Origin of the sequence: Streptomyces sp. NBC_00670, from assembly GCF_036226765.1 — a bacterium.
Taxonomy (GTDB): domain Bacteria; phylum Actinomycetota; class Actinomycetes; order Streptomycetales; family Streptomycetaceae; genus Streptomyces.
Window position 1 is genome coordinate 348419 of sequence record NZ_CP109017.1, and the last position, 19584, is coordinate 368002.

Below are 19584 nucleotides of genomic sequence, written 5' to 3' on the forward strand. Positions count from 1 at the left end.
GCCACAAAGCACTTCACGTCGAGGGCGCCCCCGCCCACCACCACGACCGTCGGCGCGGCCAACGCCGTCGCGGCCGCGCCCGGCCCGCGGCGCCGTGGTGCGCGCCCGGGTGCGCGACGCGGCGAGCCACGGAGTCACGCCCCCTCGATCGCCCGGTCCGGGCGATCCGCCCACGGCACTCATCCATTTGCCCCCGCAACCACCTCCCGCCTCCCACCCCGGGCGCGGCACCCGCGCTCGAAGAAGCGCTCCCCGCCCCGGGGGTTGACAGAAGACGCCGCACGACACAGCCTTTGGCAACGTTGTCATACCGATCCGCACGGCACAGGTGCGGAGCCGGTTCGGTCTGCGCCGTTTTTTGATGGGACGTCACACCTATGACAGATCAGTCGGGTCCGTCGCGCCTTCCCTCGCGACGGACCGTCGTCACCACGGGCACCACCCTGCTGGCCGGCTTCGGTCTCGGAGCCGTACTCCCCGTGTCGACCGCTGCCGCCGCCCCCACCGGCGCTCCCGAGGGCTCCCCCTCCCGTGGTTCCTCCTCCCCCGGTGAGCTGGCGCTCTACCGGCCCGTCACCGCCTCCTCGACGGCCTACGCCCCCACCGTCGGCTCCTTCGTCGTCGACCGGCTCTCCTCCCCCGGCGTCGGGGGCAGCGGCTGGCGTGCCGAGGACGGCGATCCGCAGTGGATCGCCGTCGACCTCCAGTCCGTCTGCGAGGTCACCGAGGTCCGGCTGACCTTCGAGGCGGACGCCTCGACGCCGGTGTTCACGCCGCCCACCGAGGGCAACCCGCACAGCGGCACCACCGGCAAGGAGGTGCAGTCCAGCTACGCGCTGGTGTTCGTGGTGGAGACCTCGCTCGACAACAGGTCCTGGACCACCGCGTACCGCACCACGGCGGGCACCGGCGGCGTGGTGGACATCCAGCTCCCGCGGCCGACGCGGGCGCGCTGGGTGCGCATGACCTCGCAGAAGCGCTCCAGCCCGCTGCCGCTCGGCCTCAACGGCTTCGAGGTGTACGGCACCGCCAAGGGCCGCCGCCCGGCGGCCACCGGCTGGACCGACTGGGGCACCCACCACGGGAAGGCGCCGCGTCTCGAGGTCGCCCACGACGGGAGCGTGCCCCTGGAGTCGGGCTGGCGGCTCACCATGGATGACTGGGCCGACGGCGAGGGCGCACAGCTGTCGAAGACGGCCGTCGACACCAGCGGCTGGCTGCCGGCCACCGTCCCCGGCACCGTGCTCGCCTCCCTCGTCGAGCAGGGCAAGCTCCCCGACCCGGTGTCGGGCCTGAACAACCTGCACGTCCCCGAGGCGCTGTCGCGCCACTCCTGGTGGTACAAGCGGGACTTCGCGCTGCCGCACGGCCTGCGCACCGGCTCAGGGCGGCATGTGTGGCTGGAGTTCGACGGCGTCAACCACAAGGCCGACGTATGGCTCAACGGCAAGCGGGCCGGCAAGCTGACGTACCCCTTCGCCCGTGCCGCGTTCGACGTCACCTCGCTGCTCGCGGCGCACGGTGAGAACGCCCTCGCGGTGAAGATCACTCCCATGCCCGTCCCCGGCAGTCCCGGTGACAAGGGTCCCGACGGGAGCGCCTGGGTCGACGCGGGCGCGGCCCAGATGAATCTCAACTCCCCCACTTATCTGGCGGCTTCGGGCTGGGACTGGATGCCGGCGGTCCGCGACCGGGCGGCGGGCATCTGGAACCACGTCCGGCTGCGGGCCACCGGGCACCTCGTCCTCGGCGACCCGCGCGTGGACACCGTACTGCCCGGCCTGCCGGACCTGTCGGTCGCCGAGGTGACCGTGGTCGTGCCGGTGCGCAACGCCGACTCCGCCGACCGGCGGACGACGGTGACCGCGGCCTTCCACGGGGTGCGGGTGTCGAAAACGGTCACCGTGAAGGCCGGCGAGAGCCTGGACGTCGTCTTCGCACCGGACGCCTTCCACCAGCTGCGGCTGCGCGACCCGAAGCTGTGGTGGCCCAACGGCCTGGGCGAGGCGCACCTGTACGACCTGACGCTCACCGCGTCGGCGGGCGGCCGGGAGAGCGACCGGCGCACCGTCCGCTTCGGGGTGCGCCAGTTCGGCTACGAGTACGACGTGCCGCTGCCGTTCACCGCGAGCGGCGACTCCTTCACGCAGACGGTGACCTTCGCACGGCAGCAGGCCCGGCACGTCCGCATCAAGTGCCTCACCCGGGCGACCTCCTGGGGCAGCTCGCTGTGGACGCTCGCCGTCGGCGACAGCGCACGGCCGGGCACCGACCTCGCGCTGCACGCGCCCGCCGAGGCCTCCAGCACCGACCAGGACGACCACGGCGCGGCCAACGCCACCGACGGGGATCCGGGCACCCGCTGGTCCTCCGCGTACGAGGACGACCAGTGGATCCGGGTGGACCTCGGCTCCGCCCAGTCCTTCGACCGGGTGGACCTCACCTGGGAGCGGGGGTACGCGAAGACGTTCGTCGTGCAGGTCTCGCCGGACGGCTCGGACTGGACGGACGTGAAGTCGGTCGACAACGGTGCGGTGCCGCTGCCCTTCAGCAACGGTGACGCGAGCCTCCAGGTCGAGAACCTCGACCGGCAGAGCGCGCGGTACGTCCGGCTCAAGTGCGGCGTACGCGCGACCAGTTGGGGCACCTCGATGTGGTCCCTCGGGGTGATCGACAGCGAGGACCCCGGCACCGACCTCGCCCTGCACCGGGAGGCGAAGGCCTCCACGGCGGAGTCCGGCCACCCGGCCTCGCACGTCACCGACGGCGACTCCGGCACCCGCTGGTCCTCCGCCTACGAGGACGACCAGTGGATCCGGGTGGACCTCGGCTCCACCCGGTCCTTCGACCGGATCGCCGTGGTCTGGGAGACCGCGTACGCGAAGACGTATGTGATCCAGGTGTCCGACGACGACGAGACGTGGCGGGACGTGAAGTCCGTCTCGAACGCGCCCGAGCCACTGCGGATCAGCGTCAACGGGGTACGGGTGCTGGCCCGCGGCGGCAACTGGGGCTGGGACGAACTGCTGCGCCGGATGCCGGCGGAGCGCATGGACGCGGCGGTGCGCATGCACCGAGACATGAACTTCACGATGATCCGCAACTGGGTCGGCAGCAGTGACCGGGAGGAGTTCTTCGCCGCCTGCGACCGGTACGGCATCCTGGTGTGGAACGACTTCCCCAACGCGTGGGGCATGGACCCGCCGGACCACGACGCGTTCAACGCGATCGCCCGCGACACCGTGCTGCGCTACCGCATCCACCCCAGTGTGGTGGTGTGGTGCGGCGCCAACGAGGGCAATCCGCCGGCCGCGATCGACAAGGGGATGCGCGAGGCGGTGGAGCGCCAGGTGCCGGGCGTGCTCTACCAGAACAACTCGGCGGGCGGGATCGTCACCGGCGGCGGCCCCTACGGATTCGTGGACCCGGAGCGGTACTTCGACCCGTCGACGTACGCCAGCAAGGACTTCGGCTTCCACACCGAGATCGGCATGCCGGTGGTCTCCACCGCGGCGAGCGTGCGCAACATGACGGGCGACGAGCCGGAGTGGCCCATCCGCGGGGCGTGGTTCTACCACGACTGGAGCGAGCACGGGAACCAGGGGGCGCCGAACTACAAGGCGGGCATCGAGGCCCGGCTCGGCGAGTCCGGGGGCCTCGACGACTTCGCCCGCAAGGCGCAGTTCGTCAACTACGAGAACACGCGCGCCATGTTCGAAGCGTGGAACGCCCACCTGTGGGACAACGCCTCCGGTCTGATGCTGTGGATGTCCCACCCGGCCTGGCACAGCACGGTCTGGCAGACGTACGACTACGACTTCGACGTCAACGGCACGTACTTCGGCGCCCGTTCGGGCTGCGAGCCGCTGCACGTACAGGCCGACCCGGTCAAGTGGCAGGTCCTCGCGGTCAATCACACCGCGGCGGATCTGCGCGGTGCCACCGTCACCGCGCGGCTGTACGACCTGTCCGGCAAGGAGCTGGGCGAACGCCGGACCGCCCGCGTCGACGTGAAGCGGGCGGACACCGCGAAGGCGTTCACCGCCGACTGGACGGACGACCTCCCGGACCTGCACCTGCTGCGGCTCACCCTGGCGGACGCCAGGGGCAGGGAGGTGTCGCGGAACACCTACTGGCGCTACCGCGAGGCCGCGTCCCTGAAGGCCCTGAACAAGGCGAAGCAGGCCCGGCTGACCGGCGCGGTCACCAAGGTGTCCCGCTCCGGCGACCGCCACGAGCTGACCGCGACCCTGCACAACAGGGGCTCGGCGGTGGCCGCCATGGTCCGCCTCTCCCTGCTGACGGGCGCCCACGGCCACCGGGTCCTGCCCACCCTGTACAGCGACAACTACCTGTGGCTCCTCCCGGGCGAGTCCCGCACGGTCCACCTGTCCTGGCCGGCCACGGCGACCTCCGCCCGCCACCCGGTCCTGACGGCGGAACCGTACAACGGCCCGGCGGCGACACTGCGGGCCTGAGCTCCACCGGTGGACGCCCCCCCATGCCCGGGCACGGGGGGCGTCCACCGGTGGTTCAGCGGCCGAGCAGATCGCGGATCGTCGCGGTGATCCCGTCCGGGTCCGCCTCGGCCATGAAGTGGCCCGCCGTGGTGAGGCGGTGGTCGAGGTCGGGGGCCCAGGCGCGCCAGACCTCGGCGGCGTCGTAGCCGAGGTGGGTGCCCCAGTCCTGCTGGACGACCGTGACCGGCATGGCGAGTTGGGAGCCGGCGTCCAGGTCGGCCTGGTCGTGGGTGACGTCGATGCCGGCGGAGGCGCGGTAGTCGGCGACGATCGAGTCGACGGCGGCGGCGCTCGCCCGCAGGTACTCGGCGCGGATCTCGTCGGGGAGCGTGGCCGGGTCGGCCGCCCAGGCGTCGAGGAAGGAGCCGAAGAACGCGTCGGCGCTGTTGGCGATCATCGTCTCCGGCAGGCCGGGCGGCTGTGCCATGAGGTACAGGTGGTGGGCGACGGCGGCCGAGACGCCGTGCAGCACGTTCCACATGTCCAGGGTCGGTACGACGTCGAGGATGCCCAGGTGGGTGAGGGTCTCCGGGTGGTCGAGGCCGGCCCGGAAGGCGACCAGGGCGCCGCGGTCGTGACCGACCAGGGCGAACCGGTCGTGGCCCAGCGAGGCCATGGCCGAGACGATGTCGGCGGCCATGTTGCGCTTGGCGTACGTGTGCGCGTCGGTGGCCCGGGGTTTGTCGGTGGCGCCGTAGCCGCGCAGGTCGGGGCAGACGACCGTGTGCTCCTCGGCGAGCCGGGGGGCGACGTGCCGCCACATGAGGTGGGTCTGGGGGAAGCCGTGCAGCAGGACGACGGGGGTGCCCTCGCCGGCGAGCGCGGCGGACAGTTCCACACCGCCCTCGCCGGGCAGGCGTACGTACTCGAAGCCGGGGATCGTGGGGGTCGTGGGCGTCTTCATCGGGGGCCTTCTTGCCGTGGGTGCGCGGACGGGGACCACCGTGCGCCGCGCCGATCAGCAACCGATCAGTAAGCGGGCGGCCGGGTGGTGTGCGGGGCGCGGCCGGTGGGACGGGCGCGGATGATGGGGCGCATGCGGATCGATGTACTGGGTGCCGTGCGGGCCCTGCGCGAGGACGGCGGCGTGCTCAACCTGGGCGGGCCCCGGCACCGGGAGGTGCTCGCGCGGCTCGTCGCGGCCGAGGGGCGGATGGTCACCACGGACGCCCTGGTCGGCGACCTGTGGACCGAGCCGCCGGCCCGCGCGGTGGGTGCGCTGCGGACGTTCGTCGCCGCGCTGCGCCGTACCCTCGAGCCGGACCGGGCACCCCGCACCCCGGCGCGCCTCCTCGTCACGGAGGGCCCGGGCTACGCGCTGCGGCTGCCGCGCGCGGCCGTGGACGCGTACCGCTTCGAGGACGCGCTGGCCGCGGCCCGCCGCTCCCCCGGCGCACCGGCCGCCGCCCACTCCCCCGACGTCGTGGACGCGCTCGGCGACGCCCTCGCCGCCTGGCGCGGTGTGCCCTACGCGGATCTGCCCGATGCCGCGTGGGCGCAGCGGGAGCGGACCCGGCTGGAGGAACTGCGGTCGCAGGCCGTGGAGTTGCGCGCCGGGATGCTGCTCGACTCGGGTGCGGGGGCGGAGCTCGTCGCCGATCTCGCCGCGCACGCGGGTGAGCATCCGTGGCGCGAGGACGCCTGGGCGCTGCTCGCCCGCGCGCTCTACCGCGACGGGCGGCCGGCCGACGCGCTGGCCACGCTGCGCCGGGCCCGCACGCTGCTCGTGGACCGGCTCGGCCTCGATCCCGGCCCGGCGCTGCGGCAGTTGGAGCAGGACGTCCTGAACCGGTCCGCGTCCCTGGAGCCGCCCCGCGCGCCCGCCCCGTACGCGGGGTCCCTGCTGGGCCCGGCGGGTGCCCGGCTGGGTCCCCGCACCACGGTGGACCTGGCCCGGACCCTCGCGCTGGCGGGCGGGGACGCGCTGGTCCTCTCGCGCCGCGACCGGCTGGCCGCCGTCGAGGCGGCCGAGCGGACGGGCGATGCGGTACTGACGGCCCGGGTCATCGGCGCCTATGACGTGCCGGCGATCTGGAGCCGGGCCGACGACGACGTCCAGGCCGGTGCGGTCGTGGCGGCCGCCGCGCGCACGCTGACCGCGCTCGGCCCGGACGCCCCCGCCGAGCTGCGCGTCCGGCTGCTGGCCACGATCGCCGTCGAGAGCCGTCCCGCCGGCCTCGCGGAGCCCGTCCTGGAGCGGGCGCGGACGGCGGCACGCGAGGCGGAGGCCCTGGCACGCCGCCTGGACGACCCCGCCCTGCTGGCCTTCGCGCTCAACGGCGTGTTCCTGCAGTCCTTCGCGCGTTCCGGCCTCGCCCCGCGACGGGACGCGATCGGCGCGGAACTGGTCGCGCTCGACGCCCGGCACGGGCTGCCGGCCCACGGCATCCTGGGCCGGCTCGTACGCCTGCAGTCCGCGTCGGCGCTCGGCGACCTCGACGCCGCCGAGGCGCACGCGCGGGCGGCGGAGCGGCTCGCGGCCGTGCACGAGTCCCGTCTCGTGCCGGTGCTCACCGGCTGGTTCCGGACCCGGGTCGCCGCCGCGCGCAGCGCCGGGCCCGGCGGTCCGTCCGCGGCGTCGGTCGCCGCGGCCTACCGCGAGGCCGACGACGCCCTCGCGGCGGCCGGCATGCCGGGGCTGCACCGCGGCCTGCTTCCGCTCGCCCTGCTCGGCCTGCGGCTGCTGCACGGCCGCCCCGCCCCCGTCGACAGCGCGCTCGACTGGGGTCCGTACCGTCCCTGGGCGGCACCGCTCGTGCTCCTCGCCCGGCAGCGGACCGAGGAGGCCCGCGCCGCGCTGGCCGCGACGCCGGAGCCGCCGGGCGACCACCTCCGAGAGGCCCTGTGGTGCCTCACCGCGCACGCCGCCGTACTCCTCGGCGAGCCCGCACCCGCCGCCCGCGCGGCGGCCGCCCTGCGCGAGGCCCGTGACGAACACGCCGGCGCCGCCACCGGCATGCTCACCCTCGGCCCCGTGCGGCGCTACCTCACCGCGGCGGAGGCCTGCGCGGCGGGCACCCGGTGATCACTGATCGTGGACGCCCGGTCCCGGGCCCGATTCCGGGAAGGGTTCACGCGGGGTGGGTGGTGGCGTCGATGCCGGCGAAGAAGGGCAGCAGGGCCTTCGCCAGTGCGTCGGGGGCCTCGAGCGCGGCGTAGTGGCCGACGCCGTCGAGTGTCACCGACTCGACGGCACGCGGCCCCGGCCCCCTCCCGGCCGCCACGGCGCGGGACAGGGTGTCGGTCGTGAACGGGGCCCCGCCCGCGTCGACCGCGAGGACGGGCACGGTCAGGCCGGGAGCGTCGGCCAGCGCCCTGACCTCGGGCCCCTCGCCCAGCATGGACCGGTAGAGGCCGCTCGCGCCCCGCCAGCCGTCGGGGCGTGCGTAGGTGCGGGCGAACTCCGCGAGGTCGGCGTCGGTGATCGCCTCCGGTCTCGCGCTCAGCGCCGGGAAGGCGAACCGGCCCAGGAACTTCCTCTCCCGTCCGGCGAGCAGCAGTTCGGGGATGCCGGGGGCGGCGAGCACACCGATGTGCCAGGTCCCGCCGCGGGTGACGTCGGCCAGTGCCTCCAGGCCGAACCCGGGCAGCCCCATCTCGATCCCGGTGAGACTGCGCACGCTCCCGGGGTGGGTGACCGCCAGGCGGAAGACGGTCGCTCCCGCGATGTCCTGACCGGTGACGTGGACCGGACCCACGTCGAGCCGCTCGATGAGCAGGCGCAGGTCCTCGGCCGCCGTTGCGCTGTCGCAGGGGCCCGGTCCGTCGCCGGAGTCGCCGAAGCCGCGCAGATCGACGGCGAAGACCCGGTGGTCCTGGGTGAGCTCGGTCCGTGTCACCGTCGCCAATGGACAACCTTGTTGTCCATCACCTCTCCCGCATTAGACAACCAAGTTTTCCTTGTCGAGGGCGGTCGGGCGCCACGACGTACGCCGCTGCCATGTCACGATCCGGCGCCGACCTCGCCCTGCTCCTGCTGGGGGGCTTCCGCTCGCTGGTGGACGCCGCGACGGCCGAGCTGGACCGCCACGGGTACGAGGGGGTGCGTCCCGCCCACGACTTCGCCATGCGGGCCATCGCCGCCGGCGCCGACAACGCCTCGGAGCTGGGCCGCCGTCTGTCGGCCACCAAGCAGGCGGCGGCCAAGACCATCACGGTGCTCCAGGAGCGTGGCTACGTGACCCGGGACGCCGACCCTCTCGACGCCCGCCGCAAACGGCTGCGGGTCACCCCGCTAGGCTTCGAGGTGATGAGGCAGGGCGAGGAGGTCTTCGACGAGGTGCGCGCGCGGTGGGAACGGCGCATCGGCTCCGCCGAACTCGCGCTGTTCGAGGCCCGGTTGAGGGAACTCGTCGGCGCGGAACCGGTACGGCTGGACGCGCCGGGCTGGGTGGCACAGGACCTCGGGGGGCCGGACGGCCACTAGTCCATCCGGAAGCCCGCCGGGCCACGTACCGCCGCGGCGGCGAGTTCCTTGATGCGGGTGGCGGGCGCCGGTGTGCCGGGGGCCTGTTGGATCCAGGCGACCAGCTCCGGCGTGGGCAGGCCCGTCGGCGGGTGGTCCACGTACGGCAGGGCGTACAGCGGCGTGTTGGGTTCGCTGCGCCAGCTTTCCGCGAGCGTGCCCAGGTCCACGGCGTCGAAGCCGAGGACGTCCAGCAGCGCGGCCACCTCCTTCTTGGCTCCCGGGTCGTCGCCGGACACCGGCAGCGCGGTGCGGTCGGCGGCTCCGGCCGGGCGGAAGAGGTCCAGGAGCTGCTGGGGCCCGATGTTGTGCAGGGCCTTGACCACCCGGGCGCCGGGGAGGCCGCGCTGGACCAGCTCGCTGGAGGTGAGGGTGTCGCTGTCGAGCTCGGGGATGGTCCAGCCGGACCCCGGCGCGTAGTTCATCGGGTCGATCACGATCCGGCCCTCCAGCTCCGTACGGGGCAGCCGTTCACGGGCCGCCAGCGGTACGGCCGCGAGGACCACCTCGCCTGCGCGGGCCGCCTCGGCGGGCGTGGCCGCGCGGGCCCGCCGGCCGAGCCGGGCGACCAGGTCGTCCAGCGTGCCGGGGCCGCGCGAATTGCTCAGGACGACGTCCAGTCCGGCGTCGACGGCGCGGCGGGCGACCCCGGCGCCGACCATGCCGGTGCCGATGATGCCCAGGGTTGCAGTGCTCACTTCTGTGTTCTCCGTTCGGTGTCGAGCCCGGGTGGCGGACCCGAGTGACGGGTCCGGGTGGCGGGCCCGGCATCCATCACAGTCGACGCGGCCCGGGCGAACAATGACCGGATTCGCCCGGCAGCGATCACATCGTGTGATAGATCAGAAGGGTGGAACTGAGGGCGTTGCAGTACTTCGTGACCGTCGCCGAGGAGCTGCACTTCGGGCGCGCCGCCCAGCGGCTGCGCATCGTGCAGCCGGCGGTGAGCCAGCAGATCGTCCGGCTGGAACGGGAGCTCGGCGTACGGCTGCTCGACCGCACGTCACGCCGGGTGCGGCTCACCCCGGCCGGTGAGCGGGTGCTCGCCGCGGCCCGCGAGACCCTGGCCGCGGCGGCCCGGGTCCGGGTGGTGGCCGGGGAGCCGGCGGCCGTACTGCGCATCGGCGTGGCGTCCTGCGTCACCGGGCGGCTCGACCGCGCGCTGTCCCGCCTGGGCGACGGGGAGCGCCCCGCCGAGCCGGAGCTGGTCGATCTGCCGGTGACCGCCCGTCTCGACGCGGTACTGGGCGGTGAGCTGGACCTCGCGCTGGTCCGCGGCACAGTCGCGTCCACGGCGCTGACGGTCGTACGGGCCTGGTCCGAGCCCCTGCACGCGGTGCTCGGGCGCGCGCACCCCGCCGCCGGGAAGCCCGCGGTCGGCCTCGCCGACCTCGCCCCGCACGGCCTGCGGCTCCCCGCCCGCGACAGCGACCCGCCGCTGCACGACGCGATCCTCGCCGCGCTGCCCCTGGCGCCGGTACGGCCGCCCGCCGGGGACATGCTGCACGTGCTGTTCGAGGTGGGCCGGGACCCCGAGGCATGGACGCTGCTGCCGGCGGAACAGCTCGCCGCCGCCCGCTCCGAGCGGCTGCTCCAGCTGCCCCTCACCCCGCCGGTGACCGTCGACGGGCATGTCGTCACCTCACGCGCGACGCCCGAGTCCTGCGTGGCGTCGTACGTGGCCGCATTCGCGGACTGACCCACCGGTCCGGGGTGGTCGGCACCGACCGCTCGGGGCTCACCCCCCGCACCGTCAGATCGAGCAGCCGTCGCGCCTCCGCGGCGGCGTCCGGACGGCCCTCCGTGGCCAGTGCGATGCCCCTGACCAGGGCGAGCAGATCCGCGGCGGCGGCGTCCGACGCCACCGCGCCCGCCTCGGCCGCGCGCCGCAGCAGCGGTTCCAGCCCCCGGCCGAGCACGGTCGCACAGGCGTTCACGTGGGACGGATCGTCCAACCCATCCTGAGCCAGGGCCTCACCCATGCCACGCGCGGAGGCGCTGTAGTCGGTGAGCGCGCCCAGCCATTCGAGCAGCGCGGCGCGGGCGTCGGTGGCCCCGGCCAGCGATGCGGCGTGGGCGCACAGCGACTCGATCCGCTCGCCGAACACCGCCTGGAGCAGCGCCCGTCGGCCGGGGGTGCCGGCGCACGGTCGCCGAGCCGACTCCGGCGAGGCGGGCGATCCGTTCGAGGGAGGCGTCCGCGCCGTGGGCGGCGACCTCATCGAGGCCGCCAGGACCGCCAGGGTACCGCACTTCGTCCAGACCACCACCTCCGGCACGGGACAGCACGTCACCTGGGTGAAAGGGCGCTGGGCCGTCATGGAGCCGTACTACGCCACGAAGGCGGAGATCCAGGACCGGGTGCGCGAGGCCGGGTTCGCACACTGGACGCTGCTCAAGCCGAGCTACTCCTTGGAGAACTTCCTACCCTCGGAGCGCGACGTCTTCCCACGCGGCGTCGAGGGTGGACTCGTCAGCCTCCTCAAGCCCACGACGTGCCTGTCACTCGTCGCCCTCGACGACATCGGCAGCGCGGCGGCCGCGGCGATCGCCGCCCCCGAGCGGTTCGACGGCGTGGAACTGGAACTGGCGGGCGACCGGCGCACGACGGCGGAGAGCGCGGACATCCTCTCCCGCGCCCTCGGCCCCACGCCGACCGCACCCGACATGACGGAGGAGGCGGCGGTCGCGGCCGGCCTCTCCGACGCGGGCCACGGCCAGGCGGCCCTCAACGACCACCCCCAGCCGGCCCACCCGAGCCACGCCCGCGCACTCGGCCTGCCCACGACGGACTTCGAGACCTGGGTCCACACCCACCTCTTGCCGACCGCCTGACGGACCGCCCGAGTGCGGCCGTGCCGCACCGTCAGCGTTGCAGCCACTCGTCGAGCAGTGCGGCCTCGGACCTGCTCAGGGTGGGCAGTTCGGGCAGAAGGGTGCGGAACGCCGCGACGACGGCCGCCGGGTCGCGGGTGGGGACGGCGGGCTCGTCGACGAGGACGGCGCGGGCGACCGCGTCGAAGGCGGCGTCGGCAAGTTGCGGGTCGCTCTTCTCCGGCGGCAGGGACAGCATGGTCTGCACGGTGCCGATCCCGGCGGCGCGGATGAGGTTGACGGCGCGTTCCTCGCTCACCCGGAGCAGCCCGGCGGCGGCGATCCGGTGCACCCGCTCGGCCAGGATCCGCACCCCCTTGGCCTCGGCCGGGGTGTCGCGCGCGCGGACCGGGTCGAGCAGCAGCGCGAAGACATGCGGGTTGTCCAGCCCGAAGTCGATCTGCGTCCGCCATCCGGCGCGCAGATCCTCGACGGGGTCGTCCGAGGGCGCGGCGGTCTGCTTGCGCGCCACATGCTCGGCGAAGACATGTTCCGCCGCCGCGTCCACGAGGTCGTCCTTGCCCTGGAAGAAGCGGTACAGGGCGGGGGGTTGCAGCCCGGCCTCCTGCGCCACCCGGCGCGTGGTCACCGCGGCCGGCCCCTGCTCGCGCAACAGACCCGCCGCGACCTTCACGATGCGTTCCCGGGTGGTGTCCCGCCGCTGCGTGTTCGAAGCCATGACACGATGATATCGCCGATGGGCGACAGCTGATGTTTCCGTTGATAATGCCGCGGGAAACCGCGAGGAGATCGAGGAAATTGAACGAAATCGACACGTCAGCGGCATTTTCCCTCTTGTCAACACCACTCGTTCGGGTCAATGGAAATATCAGTGATATCGTCGACTCCATCGGGAGATGACGTACGAACGGGAGTCACCATGCTGATCGTCACAGGAGCCACCGGTCGCCTCGGCGCACTGATCGTCGACCGTCTGCTCGAGCGCGTGCCGGCCGACCGGGTCGGCGTCAGCGTGCGGGACGTGGACAAGGCCGCCGGTCTCACCGCGCGCGGGGTCCGGGTGCGGGCGGGCGACTTCACCGAGCCCGGCGGGCTGCAGCACGCCTTCGAGGGTGCCGAGCGCGTTCTCGTCGTCTCGGCGTCCATACGCGGCGACGGCGCGGTGGCCGCGAACACCGACGCCATCGACGCGGCGCGGGAGGCGGGCGCCAGGCGCATCCTCTACACCAGCCACCAGGCCTCCTCGGCCACCTCCCGCTTCCTGCCGCAGCCGGTCCACGCGGCCACCGAGGCGCACCTCCAGCGCCAGGGGGTCCCGTACACCGCGCTGCGCAATGGGTTCTACGCCGCCACCCTGGAGCACTACATCGGCGCGGCCCTGGAGACCGGCACGCTCGCCGTGCCACAGGACGGCCCGTTCTCCTGGACCGCGCACGAGGACCTCGCGGAAGCCGCGGCCACCGCCCTCGCCGACGACGGGGACGGAACGCTCGACGGCATCACACCGCCGCTGACCGCACCCGCCACGCTGGACTTCGCCGGCGTCGCCGAGATCCTCGGCCGCCTCACCGGCCGGACCATCACCCGCGTCACCATGGACGACGACGAGTGGACGTCGGCCGCGGTCGCCACCGGCATGCCGCGTCCGGCCGCGGAGTTCCTGCTGACGATGTTCACCGCCGCCCGCGCAGGCGAGTTCGACGTCACCGACCCCACTCTGGAGTCCGTTCTCGGCCACCCCGCGCGCACCGTCCCACAGGTCCTGGAGACCGCCTTGCGCTCCCGCTGATCCGGTTCCGCGCCACTGGACGGCGTCCGGTGGACGAGCGATCCGGGCGCTGGGCGCGGACCGGGTCGAGGAGATCGTCCGCGGTGAGGGCGAACTCCGCGCCTGGCAGACGTTCCTGCGCCAGCCGGCCCAGCACGGCCGGCCCCGGGAGCAGTTGCTGCGGCGCTTCCTCGGCACGAAGAAGGGGCGCAAGATCCGCTACGGCCGGCTCCTCGTGGAGGCGCTCGACGAGGAGTCCGTGCCGGCGCCGCTCGACCGGCTGCTCGCGAATCTGTGAGCCGGCGTCCGCCGACGGGCGCGCCCCGCCTCAGCTTCCGTGTGCGCGGGTCCAGGCCGCCGCGAACATCTCGTGCAGCGGCGCGATGGGCAGGACGCGTCCGAACGGGGAGCGGATCTTCGCGCCCCACAGCGGGCGCACCGCGTGGGCCGCCGGTTCGGCGGTCTCCAGCGGGAGATGGGGCGCCTGCAGCTCGGTCCAGCTCCCACAGCAGGGCCCCGTCTGCGGCGTACGCGCGCACGCCGGTCGGGGTCTGCGCCTCGGTGAGGACGACGTCGTGTTCGGCGCCCTCCGGTGGCGCCCAGAGTCCCCACGGTTCCTGGCCCTGCCGGTCGATGTCGAAGCGGTCGGTGCGTCCGTCGATGTTCTCCAGCAGGTAGTGGTCGGGTGCGGGGTCGCGGTGGCGGGTGCGGAACAGCACCCGGGTGCCGACCGGTCCGTCCCGGCTGCCGAGCGGGGAGTCGGTCAACGGGGCGGGCAGGGGCGCCAGTTGCAGGGCCTCGGTGGCGAGGGAGAGGCCGGCCTCGGAGGGCCTGCCGGGCGTCGCCGGGCCGCCGCCCGCCGCCGCACCCCCTGACTACCGCCCCAGTACGCCCGCCGGGACCAGCGTCCGCAGCGAGGTGACGGGGTGTCCCACTTCCAGCGAGCCGAGGAGCCCGCCGACCAGGGGCGCCCCCGGCGCCCCGGCGGACGGGGCGGACAGCGGGGCGGCGACGGCGGCGTGGGACGCGGGGGCGGACGCGAGGAGCGCGGCGGTCAGGGCGGAGAGGCAGGACGCACGGAGGAGCTTTTTCTTGATCATGCCGACCTCAACGAACGTCACCCCGGCGGGAAACGCCCACCGGCCATCCGTTGCTCCGGACCGGTCACGGGGGGACGCCCGCTGCCGGCCGGTCGCCGTGAACACCGCTGCCGGCCGGTCGCCGTGCACACCGCTGCGGACCGGTCACGGCGAGCGCACCGCCCCCGCGTCACCCCGTCGCCTCCCGGATGCGGGCCAGGAGTGTGCGCAGTTGCTCGCGGTCGGGTGCGCTGAGCCGTGCCGTCGCCTCCGCCAGGGCCAGGCGGTCGACGTCCTCGGCCTCGCTGTGGCAGCGGCGGCCCTCGTCCGTGAGGCGCAGCAGGAAGGCCCGCCGGTCCCGCGGATGCCGTACCCGCTCCACCAGCGCGTCACGTTCCAGGCTGTCGACGATGGTCGTCGCCGTCCGGGCCGCGATGCCCGCCCGCTCGCTCAGGTCCCGCATCCGCAGCGGTTCCTCCGCCGAGGCCAGCATCCGCAGCGCGCGCAGCCGGGCGACCGACGCCCCCTTCTCCCGCAGCCGGGCCTCCACGAACTGCCGCAGTCCGTGTGTCGTCTCGTAGAGCTCGTCGACCAGGACGTCGCTGCTGCCCTGCACTGCCATGCGCCACCTCGTTCGCGAAGAAATCATGCGAAGCGACCCTTCGCGGAGACCATTGTAGAAACGATTCTATGAGCACACACATAGTGTGTATGCTCAGCAAGTGCTTTCACGTCGCCCCGGACCGTCCCTCCCGCGCCCGCGCAAGAGCCCTCGTCTCCGCACCCGCCTCCGTCCCCGCGCGCACCTGAACCAGCGCCTCGTCGTCCCCGTCATGTGCGTCAGCGTGACGTTCATCGCGATCGTGGACGGCGCCATCACCACCGTGGCGCTGCCCTCGATCGCCCGTCAGTTCCAGCTGACGACGGCCGCGCTGGACGGCGTCGTCGTCATCTATCCGGTCTGTCTGGCCATGGCCATCCCCGCGTCCGCCTGGCTGGTCGAGCGGTTCGGCGGGAAGCAGGTGCTGCTGACCGCGCTGGCCGGCTTCCTCGTCTCCTCGCTGCTGTGCGGCACCGCGGCCACGCTCGGCCAGCTCGTCGTCTACCGGGCGGTGCAGGGGCTGTCGGCCGGCGTGCTGTTCCCCGCTTCGGCCGCCCTGCTGTTCCACACGTTCAGCACCTCGGAACAGGTGCGCATCTCGCGGTACATGATCATCCCGCAGCAGATCGCGCCGGCCGCGGCCCCCGTGCTCGGCGGGCTGCTGGTGGACCGTCTGAGCTGGCGGTGGGTCTTCTACGTCAACCTCCCGGTGGGGCTGCCCGCCCTGCTGTTCGGCGCGGTCTTCCTGGCCGCCCACCGCTCCGCCCGCCCCGGCCGCTTCGACCTGCCCGGTCTGCTGCTGAGCGCCTCCGCGCTCGGCAGCGTCATGTTCGGCGTCTCGGAGGGGCCCAACCGCGGCTGGTCGTCGCCGGCCGTGCTCGTCTCGCTCGTGCTCGGCGCGCTGCTGCTGGTCGCCGCCGCCCTGTTCGAACTGCGCGTACGGCAGCCGCTGCTGAAGCTGCGTCTGTTCGGCGACCGGCTGTTCCGCGACACCAACCTGCTCAACCTGGTGGGCCTGATACCCATCATGGGCGCCCTGTACATCGGCCCGCTCTTCCTCCAGCAGGCCCAGCACCGCTCCGCCCTGGAATCCGGACTGACCACGTTCCCCGAGGCGTTCGGCGTGCTGCTGACCGTCCAGCTCGTGGGCGTCCTCTACGCCAGGATCGGGCCCCGTCTCATCATCGGCTGCGGCACGGCCGGGGTGTCCGGGGTGCTGGTGCTCTTCGCGACCTGCGACGCGGACACCGGTCTGTGGACCTTCCGCGCCTACATGTTCCTCTTCGGCATCGCCATCGGCTGCTTCTTCGTGCCGACGACGGTGGCCTCGCTCGCCACCGTGGACCGGCGGGACCTCGCCCACGCCTCCACGCTGAACACCGTCGTGCGCCAGACCGGCGGCGCGCTCGCGCCGGCCGCGGTGACCACGGCGCTCGTCCTGGGCACCCCGCGCGCGGCGGCCGTCGCGGACCCGCCCGTCGCCGCCTACCAGCACGCCTACCTGGCGCTCGCGGCCCTCGCCGCGCTCACCGCGGTCTTCGCCTTCACCCTCCCCGACGGCCCCGCACGCGCCGCGGCCCGCGGCACCACGACCACCGCCACCAGCACCAGCACCCGCACCCGCACCCGCACCCGCACCCGCACCAGCAGCGCGACCGCCGGGAGCGGCACCCGCCGCCCGGCCTCCCCGGAGCAGCGGAAGGAACAGCTCGACGCCTGACGGAGGCGACGGCCCACCGCACGTGCCCGGACCGGCCCCGGTTCCGCGGATGCGATTGGGTAGGATGGCACGACCCTCGAACACCACCCGGCGGAGGCCCTCGTGACCAGATCGACACGGTCGTCGGACGCCGTCCGCGCCGACCGTGGCGACCAGGCCGACATCCAGGCGGTCAGCCGTGTCAGCCAGATCCTCGCCCTGTTCGACACGTCCACGCCCGAGGTGACCGCGGCCGAGGTCGCCGAACGGCTCGGCCTCAACCGCACGACGGCGTACCGGTACTGCACCTCGCTCGCCGCGGCCGGACTGCTGGAGCGCACCGCCGAGGGCGGCTACGTCCCCGGTGCCCTGCTGCTCCAGCTCGGCGCGTTCGCCATCGGTCACCGTCGAGTGGTCAACCTCGCCCCCCGTCACATGCAGGCGCTCTCGCGCGCCACGCGGTGCAGTGTGGTGCTCAGCCTCTGGGGTCTGACCGGTCCGGTGGTCTCCCGGGTCGAGGAGAACCTCTCCGCGGTCGTCATCGTCTCCGTGCGGGTCGGCAGCCATCTGCCGCTGGACACCGCGCAGAGCAGGATCTTCCTCGCCTACCACGCCGACCAGCTCTCCATGGAGCGGCTGATGGCCAATCTGCCGCATCAGACGCGCGAGGAGCTGCGCGCGGACGTGGAGCAGGTGCGTGCCGTCGGGCACTGCTCGGCGATGAGCACCCCCGGTGTGGTCGCGGTGGCGGCGCCCGTGTTCGACGAGTACGGCATCTGCGCCAGCATCGCCGTGGTCGGCCCGGACAACACCCTGTCGATGTCCGACGACGCCCCCGAACTGCGCATCGTCGTCGACACCGCGCGCGAGCTCACGCGTGAACTGGGCGGCCACTACCGGCCCGACGACGACCTCGGCCGGCAGGCGGTCTAGACACCCCCGGGAGGCCCCGGACACATGCGTGTGCGCGGGCCCGGAACTGGGTGCCCGCGCACACACGTACGGGAGATCGCGCCCCGTCGCCGGGGCACTGTCGTCAGGACAGGGCCGGGATGGTGCTGTCGTCGGCCATGTCGACGTCCTTCGTCTCCGGGCCGAGGAGGCCGCCGACGCTGATCAGCACGCCGGCCAGGGCGAGCAGGACCGCCGGGGCGAGGTGCGCCGACATCACGCCGTCGAACTGCCGCAGATAGAACTGGTAGAAGGCAGGGGCTATCAGCGCGAGGCTGTATCCGACGCCGTACCCGGTGGAGCGCACGCTCGACGGGAACCGCTCGGTCAGGTACGCGGCGATCGGACCGAAGGTGCCGACGGTGAAGACGCCGATCAGGATCGCCCAGCCCAGCACGGCGCCCGTCCCGCCGTCCGAGGTCATCAGCAGCGTGTAGGAGCCGGTGCCGATCACCAGGACCGTCACGCCGTAGCCCATGTAGAACCGCCGTCGTCCGATGCGCTGGGACAGCAGGCCCAGGAAGGGGTAGGCCAGGGCGGCGGAGCCGTTGATGACGAGCATGGTGAGGGTGACCTGCTGACTCGACAGCTCCAGGTGCGCCTTGAGCTGTGCGGGGGTCACGGCGGCCTCCACGTTGGTGGCGAGCCAGGTACCGGTCATCAGGATGAAGACCTGCCCGAGCGCCCTCGGGTACTTCACCAACAGCCGCAGGAAGGGCAGCTTGTGCCGCTCGCCGGTCACCTCGACCGGCGGTTCGTGCACCTGGGTGAGGTAGTAGCGGAACAGCACGGCCGCGAGCAGCGCGCCGATCAGGAAGGGCACCCGCCAGCCCCACTGCACATAGGAGCTGTGCAGGTCCCCGGAGTGCATGAGCCGCAGCATCAGCAGGGTGATCGCCGCGATCACGGCGTACGCGGCGGGTGAGGTCGCGGTGATGAGCGAGGCGAACAGACCCCGCTTGTGCCGTGGGCTCCACTCCATCGCGAGCGGTACGGCGGTGGTGTACTCGCCGCCGAGGAAGATGCCGTCGACGAACCGCAGTGCGATCAGCAGGCCGATCGACCAGGTGCCGATCGTCTCGTGCCCGGGCAGGCAGGCGATGATCAGCGTGGTGAAGCCGAAGCCGCCGACCGCGACCAGGGTGGTGCGCTTGCGCCCGACGGTGTCCGCGAAGTGGCCGAAGATGATCGCACCGAGCGGACGGCCGACCAGCGTCGAGGCGAAGACCAGCGAGGAGAGCATGGCGGTCGTGCTCGCGCTCAGGCCGGCCGACTGGAAGTAGATCATCGCGGGCGCCAGGACCACGATCGGCAGATAGATGTCGAACTGGTCGACGAAGTAGGCAAGGGCCCCGCCGCGCACGGCGGCGCGCACCTTGGCGATGTCCGGACCGTGTGCGGGTCCCGGGCGGGGTTCGTCCTGAGCCGCCTCATGCGGCTGCGTGGCGGGGGGCGGTGTGGACATCGTCGGCCTCCGAGGGGAGCGGTCGGCTACGCGCAGCTCGCGAGTCGCCACACTCGGTCAGTTGCGAACTGCTTGTTCACGAAGCGAACAGTGGCCACCGTAAGGGCGCCTTTCGGCCAGCACAAGACTGCGGACAGGGTTGACATCGGGTCTCATGCTGAACGCATACTTCATAATGCGAACGCCATTCAGTCGATGAAT

Annotated in this window: 16 protein-coding genes and 1 pseudogene; 9 read left to right on the forward strand and 8 right to left on the reverse strand. The window is 73.3% G+C overall.

Annotated features, from left to right (window positions below; genetic code table 11):
- The first annotated feature begins 377 nt into the window (after positions 1–377).
- Entirely contained in the window at positions 378–4478 is a 4101-nt protein-coding gene (locus tag OIE12_RS01420) for a discoidin domain-containing protein (protein WP_329130806.1), read from the forward strand.
- Between the two features lie 55 nt (positions 4479–4533).
- Here OIE12_RS01420 and OIE12_RS01425 read toward each other — a convergent pair whose 3' ends face one another.
- Positions 4534–5424 carry an alpha/beta fold hydrolase gene (locus OIE12_RS01425; protein WP_329130808.1) on the reverse strand — a complete coding sequence of 297 codons (891 nt, stop codon included), beginning with the start codon at positions 5422–5424 and terminating at the stop codon, positions 4534–4536.
- Between the two features lie 132 nt (positions 5425–5556).
- Between OIE12_RS01425 and OIE12_RS01430 the strand changes: the two genes are divergently transcribed.
- A complete protein-coding gene (locus OIE12_RS01430; protein ID WP_329130810.1) occupies positions 5557–7545 on the forward strand; it encodes an AfsR/SARP family transcriptional regulator in 1989 nt (662 codons plus the stop codon).
- Between the two features lie 46 nt (positions 7546–7591).
- On the opposite strand, the gene OIE12_RS01435 is transcribed toward OIE12_RS01430, so the two are convergent.
- Entirely contained in the window at positions 7592–8359 is a 768-nt protein-coding gene (locus tag OIE12_RS01435; protein WP_329130812.1) for an alpha/beta fold hydrolase, read from the reverse strand.
- A 101-nt stretch (positions 8360–8460) separates the two neighbouring features.
- On the opposite strand from OIE12_RS01435, the gene OIE12_RS01440 reads away from it, so the two are divergent.
- Positions 8461–8946 carry a MarR family winged helix-turn-helix transcriptional regulator gene (locus tag OIE12_RS01440; RefSeq protein ID WP_329130814.1) on the forward strand — a complete coding sequence of 162 codons (486 nt, stop codon included), beginning with the start codon at positions 8461–8463 and terminating at the stop codon, positions 8944–8946.
- Here OIE12_RS01440 and OIE12_RS01445 read toward each other — a convergent pair.
- Positions 8943–9824 carry an NADPH-dependent F420 reductase gene (locus tag OIE12_RS01445; protein WP_443054011.1) on the reverse strand — a complete coding sequence of 294 codons (882 nt, stop codon included), beginning with the start codon at positions 9822–9824 and terminating at the stop codon, positions 8943–8945. The genes OIE12_RS01440 and OIE12_RS01445 overlap by 4 nt on opposite strands.
- An 11-nt stretch (positions 9825–9835) precedes the next feature.
- Between OIE12_RS01445 and OIE12_RS01450 the strand changes: the two genes are divergently transcribed.
- Positions 9836–10684, forward strand: coding sequence for a LysR family transcriptional regulator (locus OIE12_RS01450; protein ID WP_329130818.1), 849 nt, complete (start codon positions 9836–9838; stop codon positions 10682–10684).
- Here the strand turns inward: OIE12_RS01450 and OIE12_RS01455 are convergent.
- Complete coding sequence (locus tag OIE12_RS01455) at positions 10623–11207, reverse strand: SbtR family transcriptional regulator (RefSeq protein WP_329130820.1); 585 nt, start codon at positions 11205–11207, stop codon at positions 10623–10625. The two genes, OIE12_RS01450 and OIE12_RS01455, sit on opposite strands and share 62 nt — an antisense overlap.
- On the opposite strand from OIE12_RS01455, the gene OIE12_RS01460 reads away from it, so the two are divergent.
- Positions 11191–11820: an NmrA family NAD(P)-binding protein gene (locus tag OIE12_RS01460; RefSeq protein ID WP_329130822.1), complete on the forward strand. Its 630-nt coding sequence runs from the start codon at positions 11191–11193 to the stop codon at positions 11818–11820. The genes OIE12_RS01455 and OIE12_RS01460 overlap by 17 nt on opposite strands.
- A gap of 31 nt (positions 11821–11851) precedes the next feature.
- Here OIE12_RS01460 and OIE12_RS01465 read toward each other — a convergent pair whose 3' ends face one another.
- Positions 11852–12538, reverse strand: a complete 687-nt coding sequence (locus tag OIE12_RS01465; protein WP_329130824.1) for a TetR/AcrR family transcriptional regulator — start codon at positions 12536–12538, stop codon at positions 11852–11854.
- 201 nt (positions 12539–12739) lie between these two features.
- Between OIE12_RS01465 and OIE12_RS01470 the strand changes: the two genes are divergently transcribed.
- Positions 12740–13609 (forward strand): NmrA family NAD(P)-binding protein, encoded by an 870-nt coding sequence (locus OIE12_RS01470; RefSeq protein ID WP_329130826.1) that lies wholly within the window; start codon positions 12740–12742, stop codon positions 13607–13609.
- Between the two features lie 40 nt (positions 13610–13649).
- A pseudogene (locus OIE12_RS01475) lies at positions 13650–13886 on the forward strand (ATP-dependent endonuclease); the annotation flags it as partial.
- A 577-nt stretch (positions 13887–14463) separates the two neighbouring features.
- Here the strand turns inward: OIE12_RS01475 and OIE12_RS01480 are convergent.
- Together OIE12_RS01480 and OIE12_RS01485 are read right to left on the reverse strand one after the other, a co-directional pair.
- Positions 14464–14688: a hypothetical protein gene (locus OIE12_RS01480; RefSeq protein ID WP_329130828.1), complete on the reverse strand. Its 225-nt coding sequence runs from the start codon at positions 14686–14688 to the stop codon at positions 14464–14466.
- A gap of 169 nt (positions 14689–14857) precedes the next feature.
- Entirely contained in the window at positions 14858–15289 is a 432-nt protein-coding gene (locus OIE12_RS01485) for a MarR family winged helix-turn-helix transcriptional regulator (RefSeq protein WP_329130830.1), read from the reverse strand.
- A 100-nt stretch (positions 15290–15389) separates the two neighbouring features.
- Between OIE12_RS01485 and OIE12_RS01490 the strand changes: the two genes are divergently transcribed.
- Together OIE12_RS01490 and OIE12_RS01495 are read left to right on the forward strand one after the other, a co-directional pair.
- Positions 15390–16988: a DHA2 family efflux MFS transporter permease subunit gene (locus OIE12_RS01490; protein WP_443053739.1), complete on the forward strand. Its 1599-nt coding sequence runs from the start codon at positions 15390–15392 to the stop codon at positions 16986–16988.
- A gap of 102 nt (positions 16989–17090) precedes the next feature.
- Positions 17091–17900 (forward strand): IclR family transcriptional regulator, encoded by an 810-nt coding sequence (locus OIE12_RS01495; protein ID WP_329130832.1) that lies wholly within the window; start codon positions 17091–17093, stop codon positions 17898–17900.
- A gap of 103 nt (positions 17901–18003) precedes the next feature.
- Here the strand turns inward: OIE12_RS01495 and OIE12_RS01500 are convergent, their stop codons facing one another.
- Positions 18004–19383 carry an MFS transporter gene (locus OIE12_RS01500; protein ID WP_329130834.1) on the reverse strand — a complete coding sequence of 460 codons (1380 nt, stop codon included), beginning with the start codon at positions 19381–19383 and terminating at the stop codon, positions 18004–18006.
- Positions 19384–19584: the final 201 nt, after the last annotated feature.

Coding starts and splice junctions, on each gene's coding strand:
- OIE12_RS01420 (WP_329130806.1), top strand. CDS start 378: ATGACAGATCAGTCGGGTCCGTCGCGCCTTCCCTCGCGACGGACCGTC.
- OIE12_RS01425 (WP_329130808.1), bottom strand. CDS start 5,424: ATGAAGACGCCCACGACCCCCACGATCCCCGGCTTCGAGTACGTACGC.
- OIE12_RS01430 (WP_329130810.1), top strand. CDS start 5,557: ATGCGGATCGATGTACTGGGTGCCGTGCGGGCCCTGCGCGAGGACGGC.
- OIE12_RS01440 (WP_329130814.1), top strand. CDS start 8,461: ATGTCACGATCCGGCGCCGACCTCGCCCTGCTCCTGCTGGGGGGCTTC.
- OIE12_RS01455 (WP_329130820.1), bottom strand. CDS start 11,207: ATGAGGTCGCCGCCCACGGCGCGGACGCCTCCCTCGAACGGATCGCCC.
- OIE12_RS01465 (WP_329130824.1), bottom strand. CDS start 12,538: ATGGCTTCGAACACGCAGCGGCGGGACACCACCCGGGAACGCATCGTG.
- OIE12_RS01470 (WP_329130826.1), top strand. CDS start 12,740: ATGCTGATCGTCACAGGAGCCACCGGTCGCCTCGGCGCACTGATCGTC.
- OIE12_RS01480 (WP_329130828.1), bottom strand. CDS start 14,688: ATGATCAAGAAAAAGCTCCTCCGTGCGTCCTGCCTCTCCGCCCTGACC.
- OIE12_RS01485 (WP_329130830.1), bottom strand. CDS start 15,289: ATGGCAGTGCAGGGCAGCAGCGACGTCCTGGTCGACGAGCTCTACGAG.
- OIE12_RS01500 (WP_329130834.1), bottom strand. CDS start 19,383: ATGTCCACACCGCCCCCCGCCACGCAGCCGCATGAGGCGGCTCAGGAC.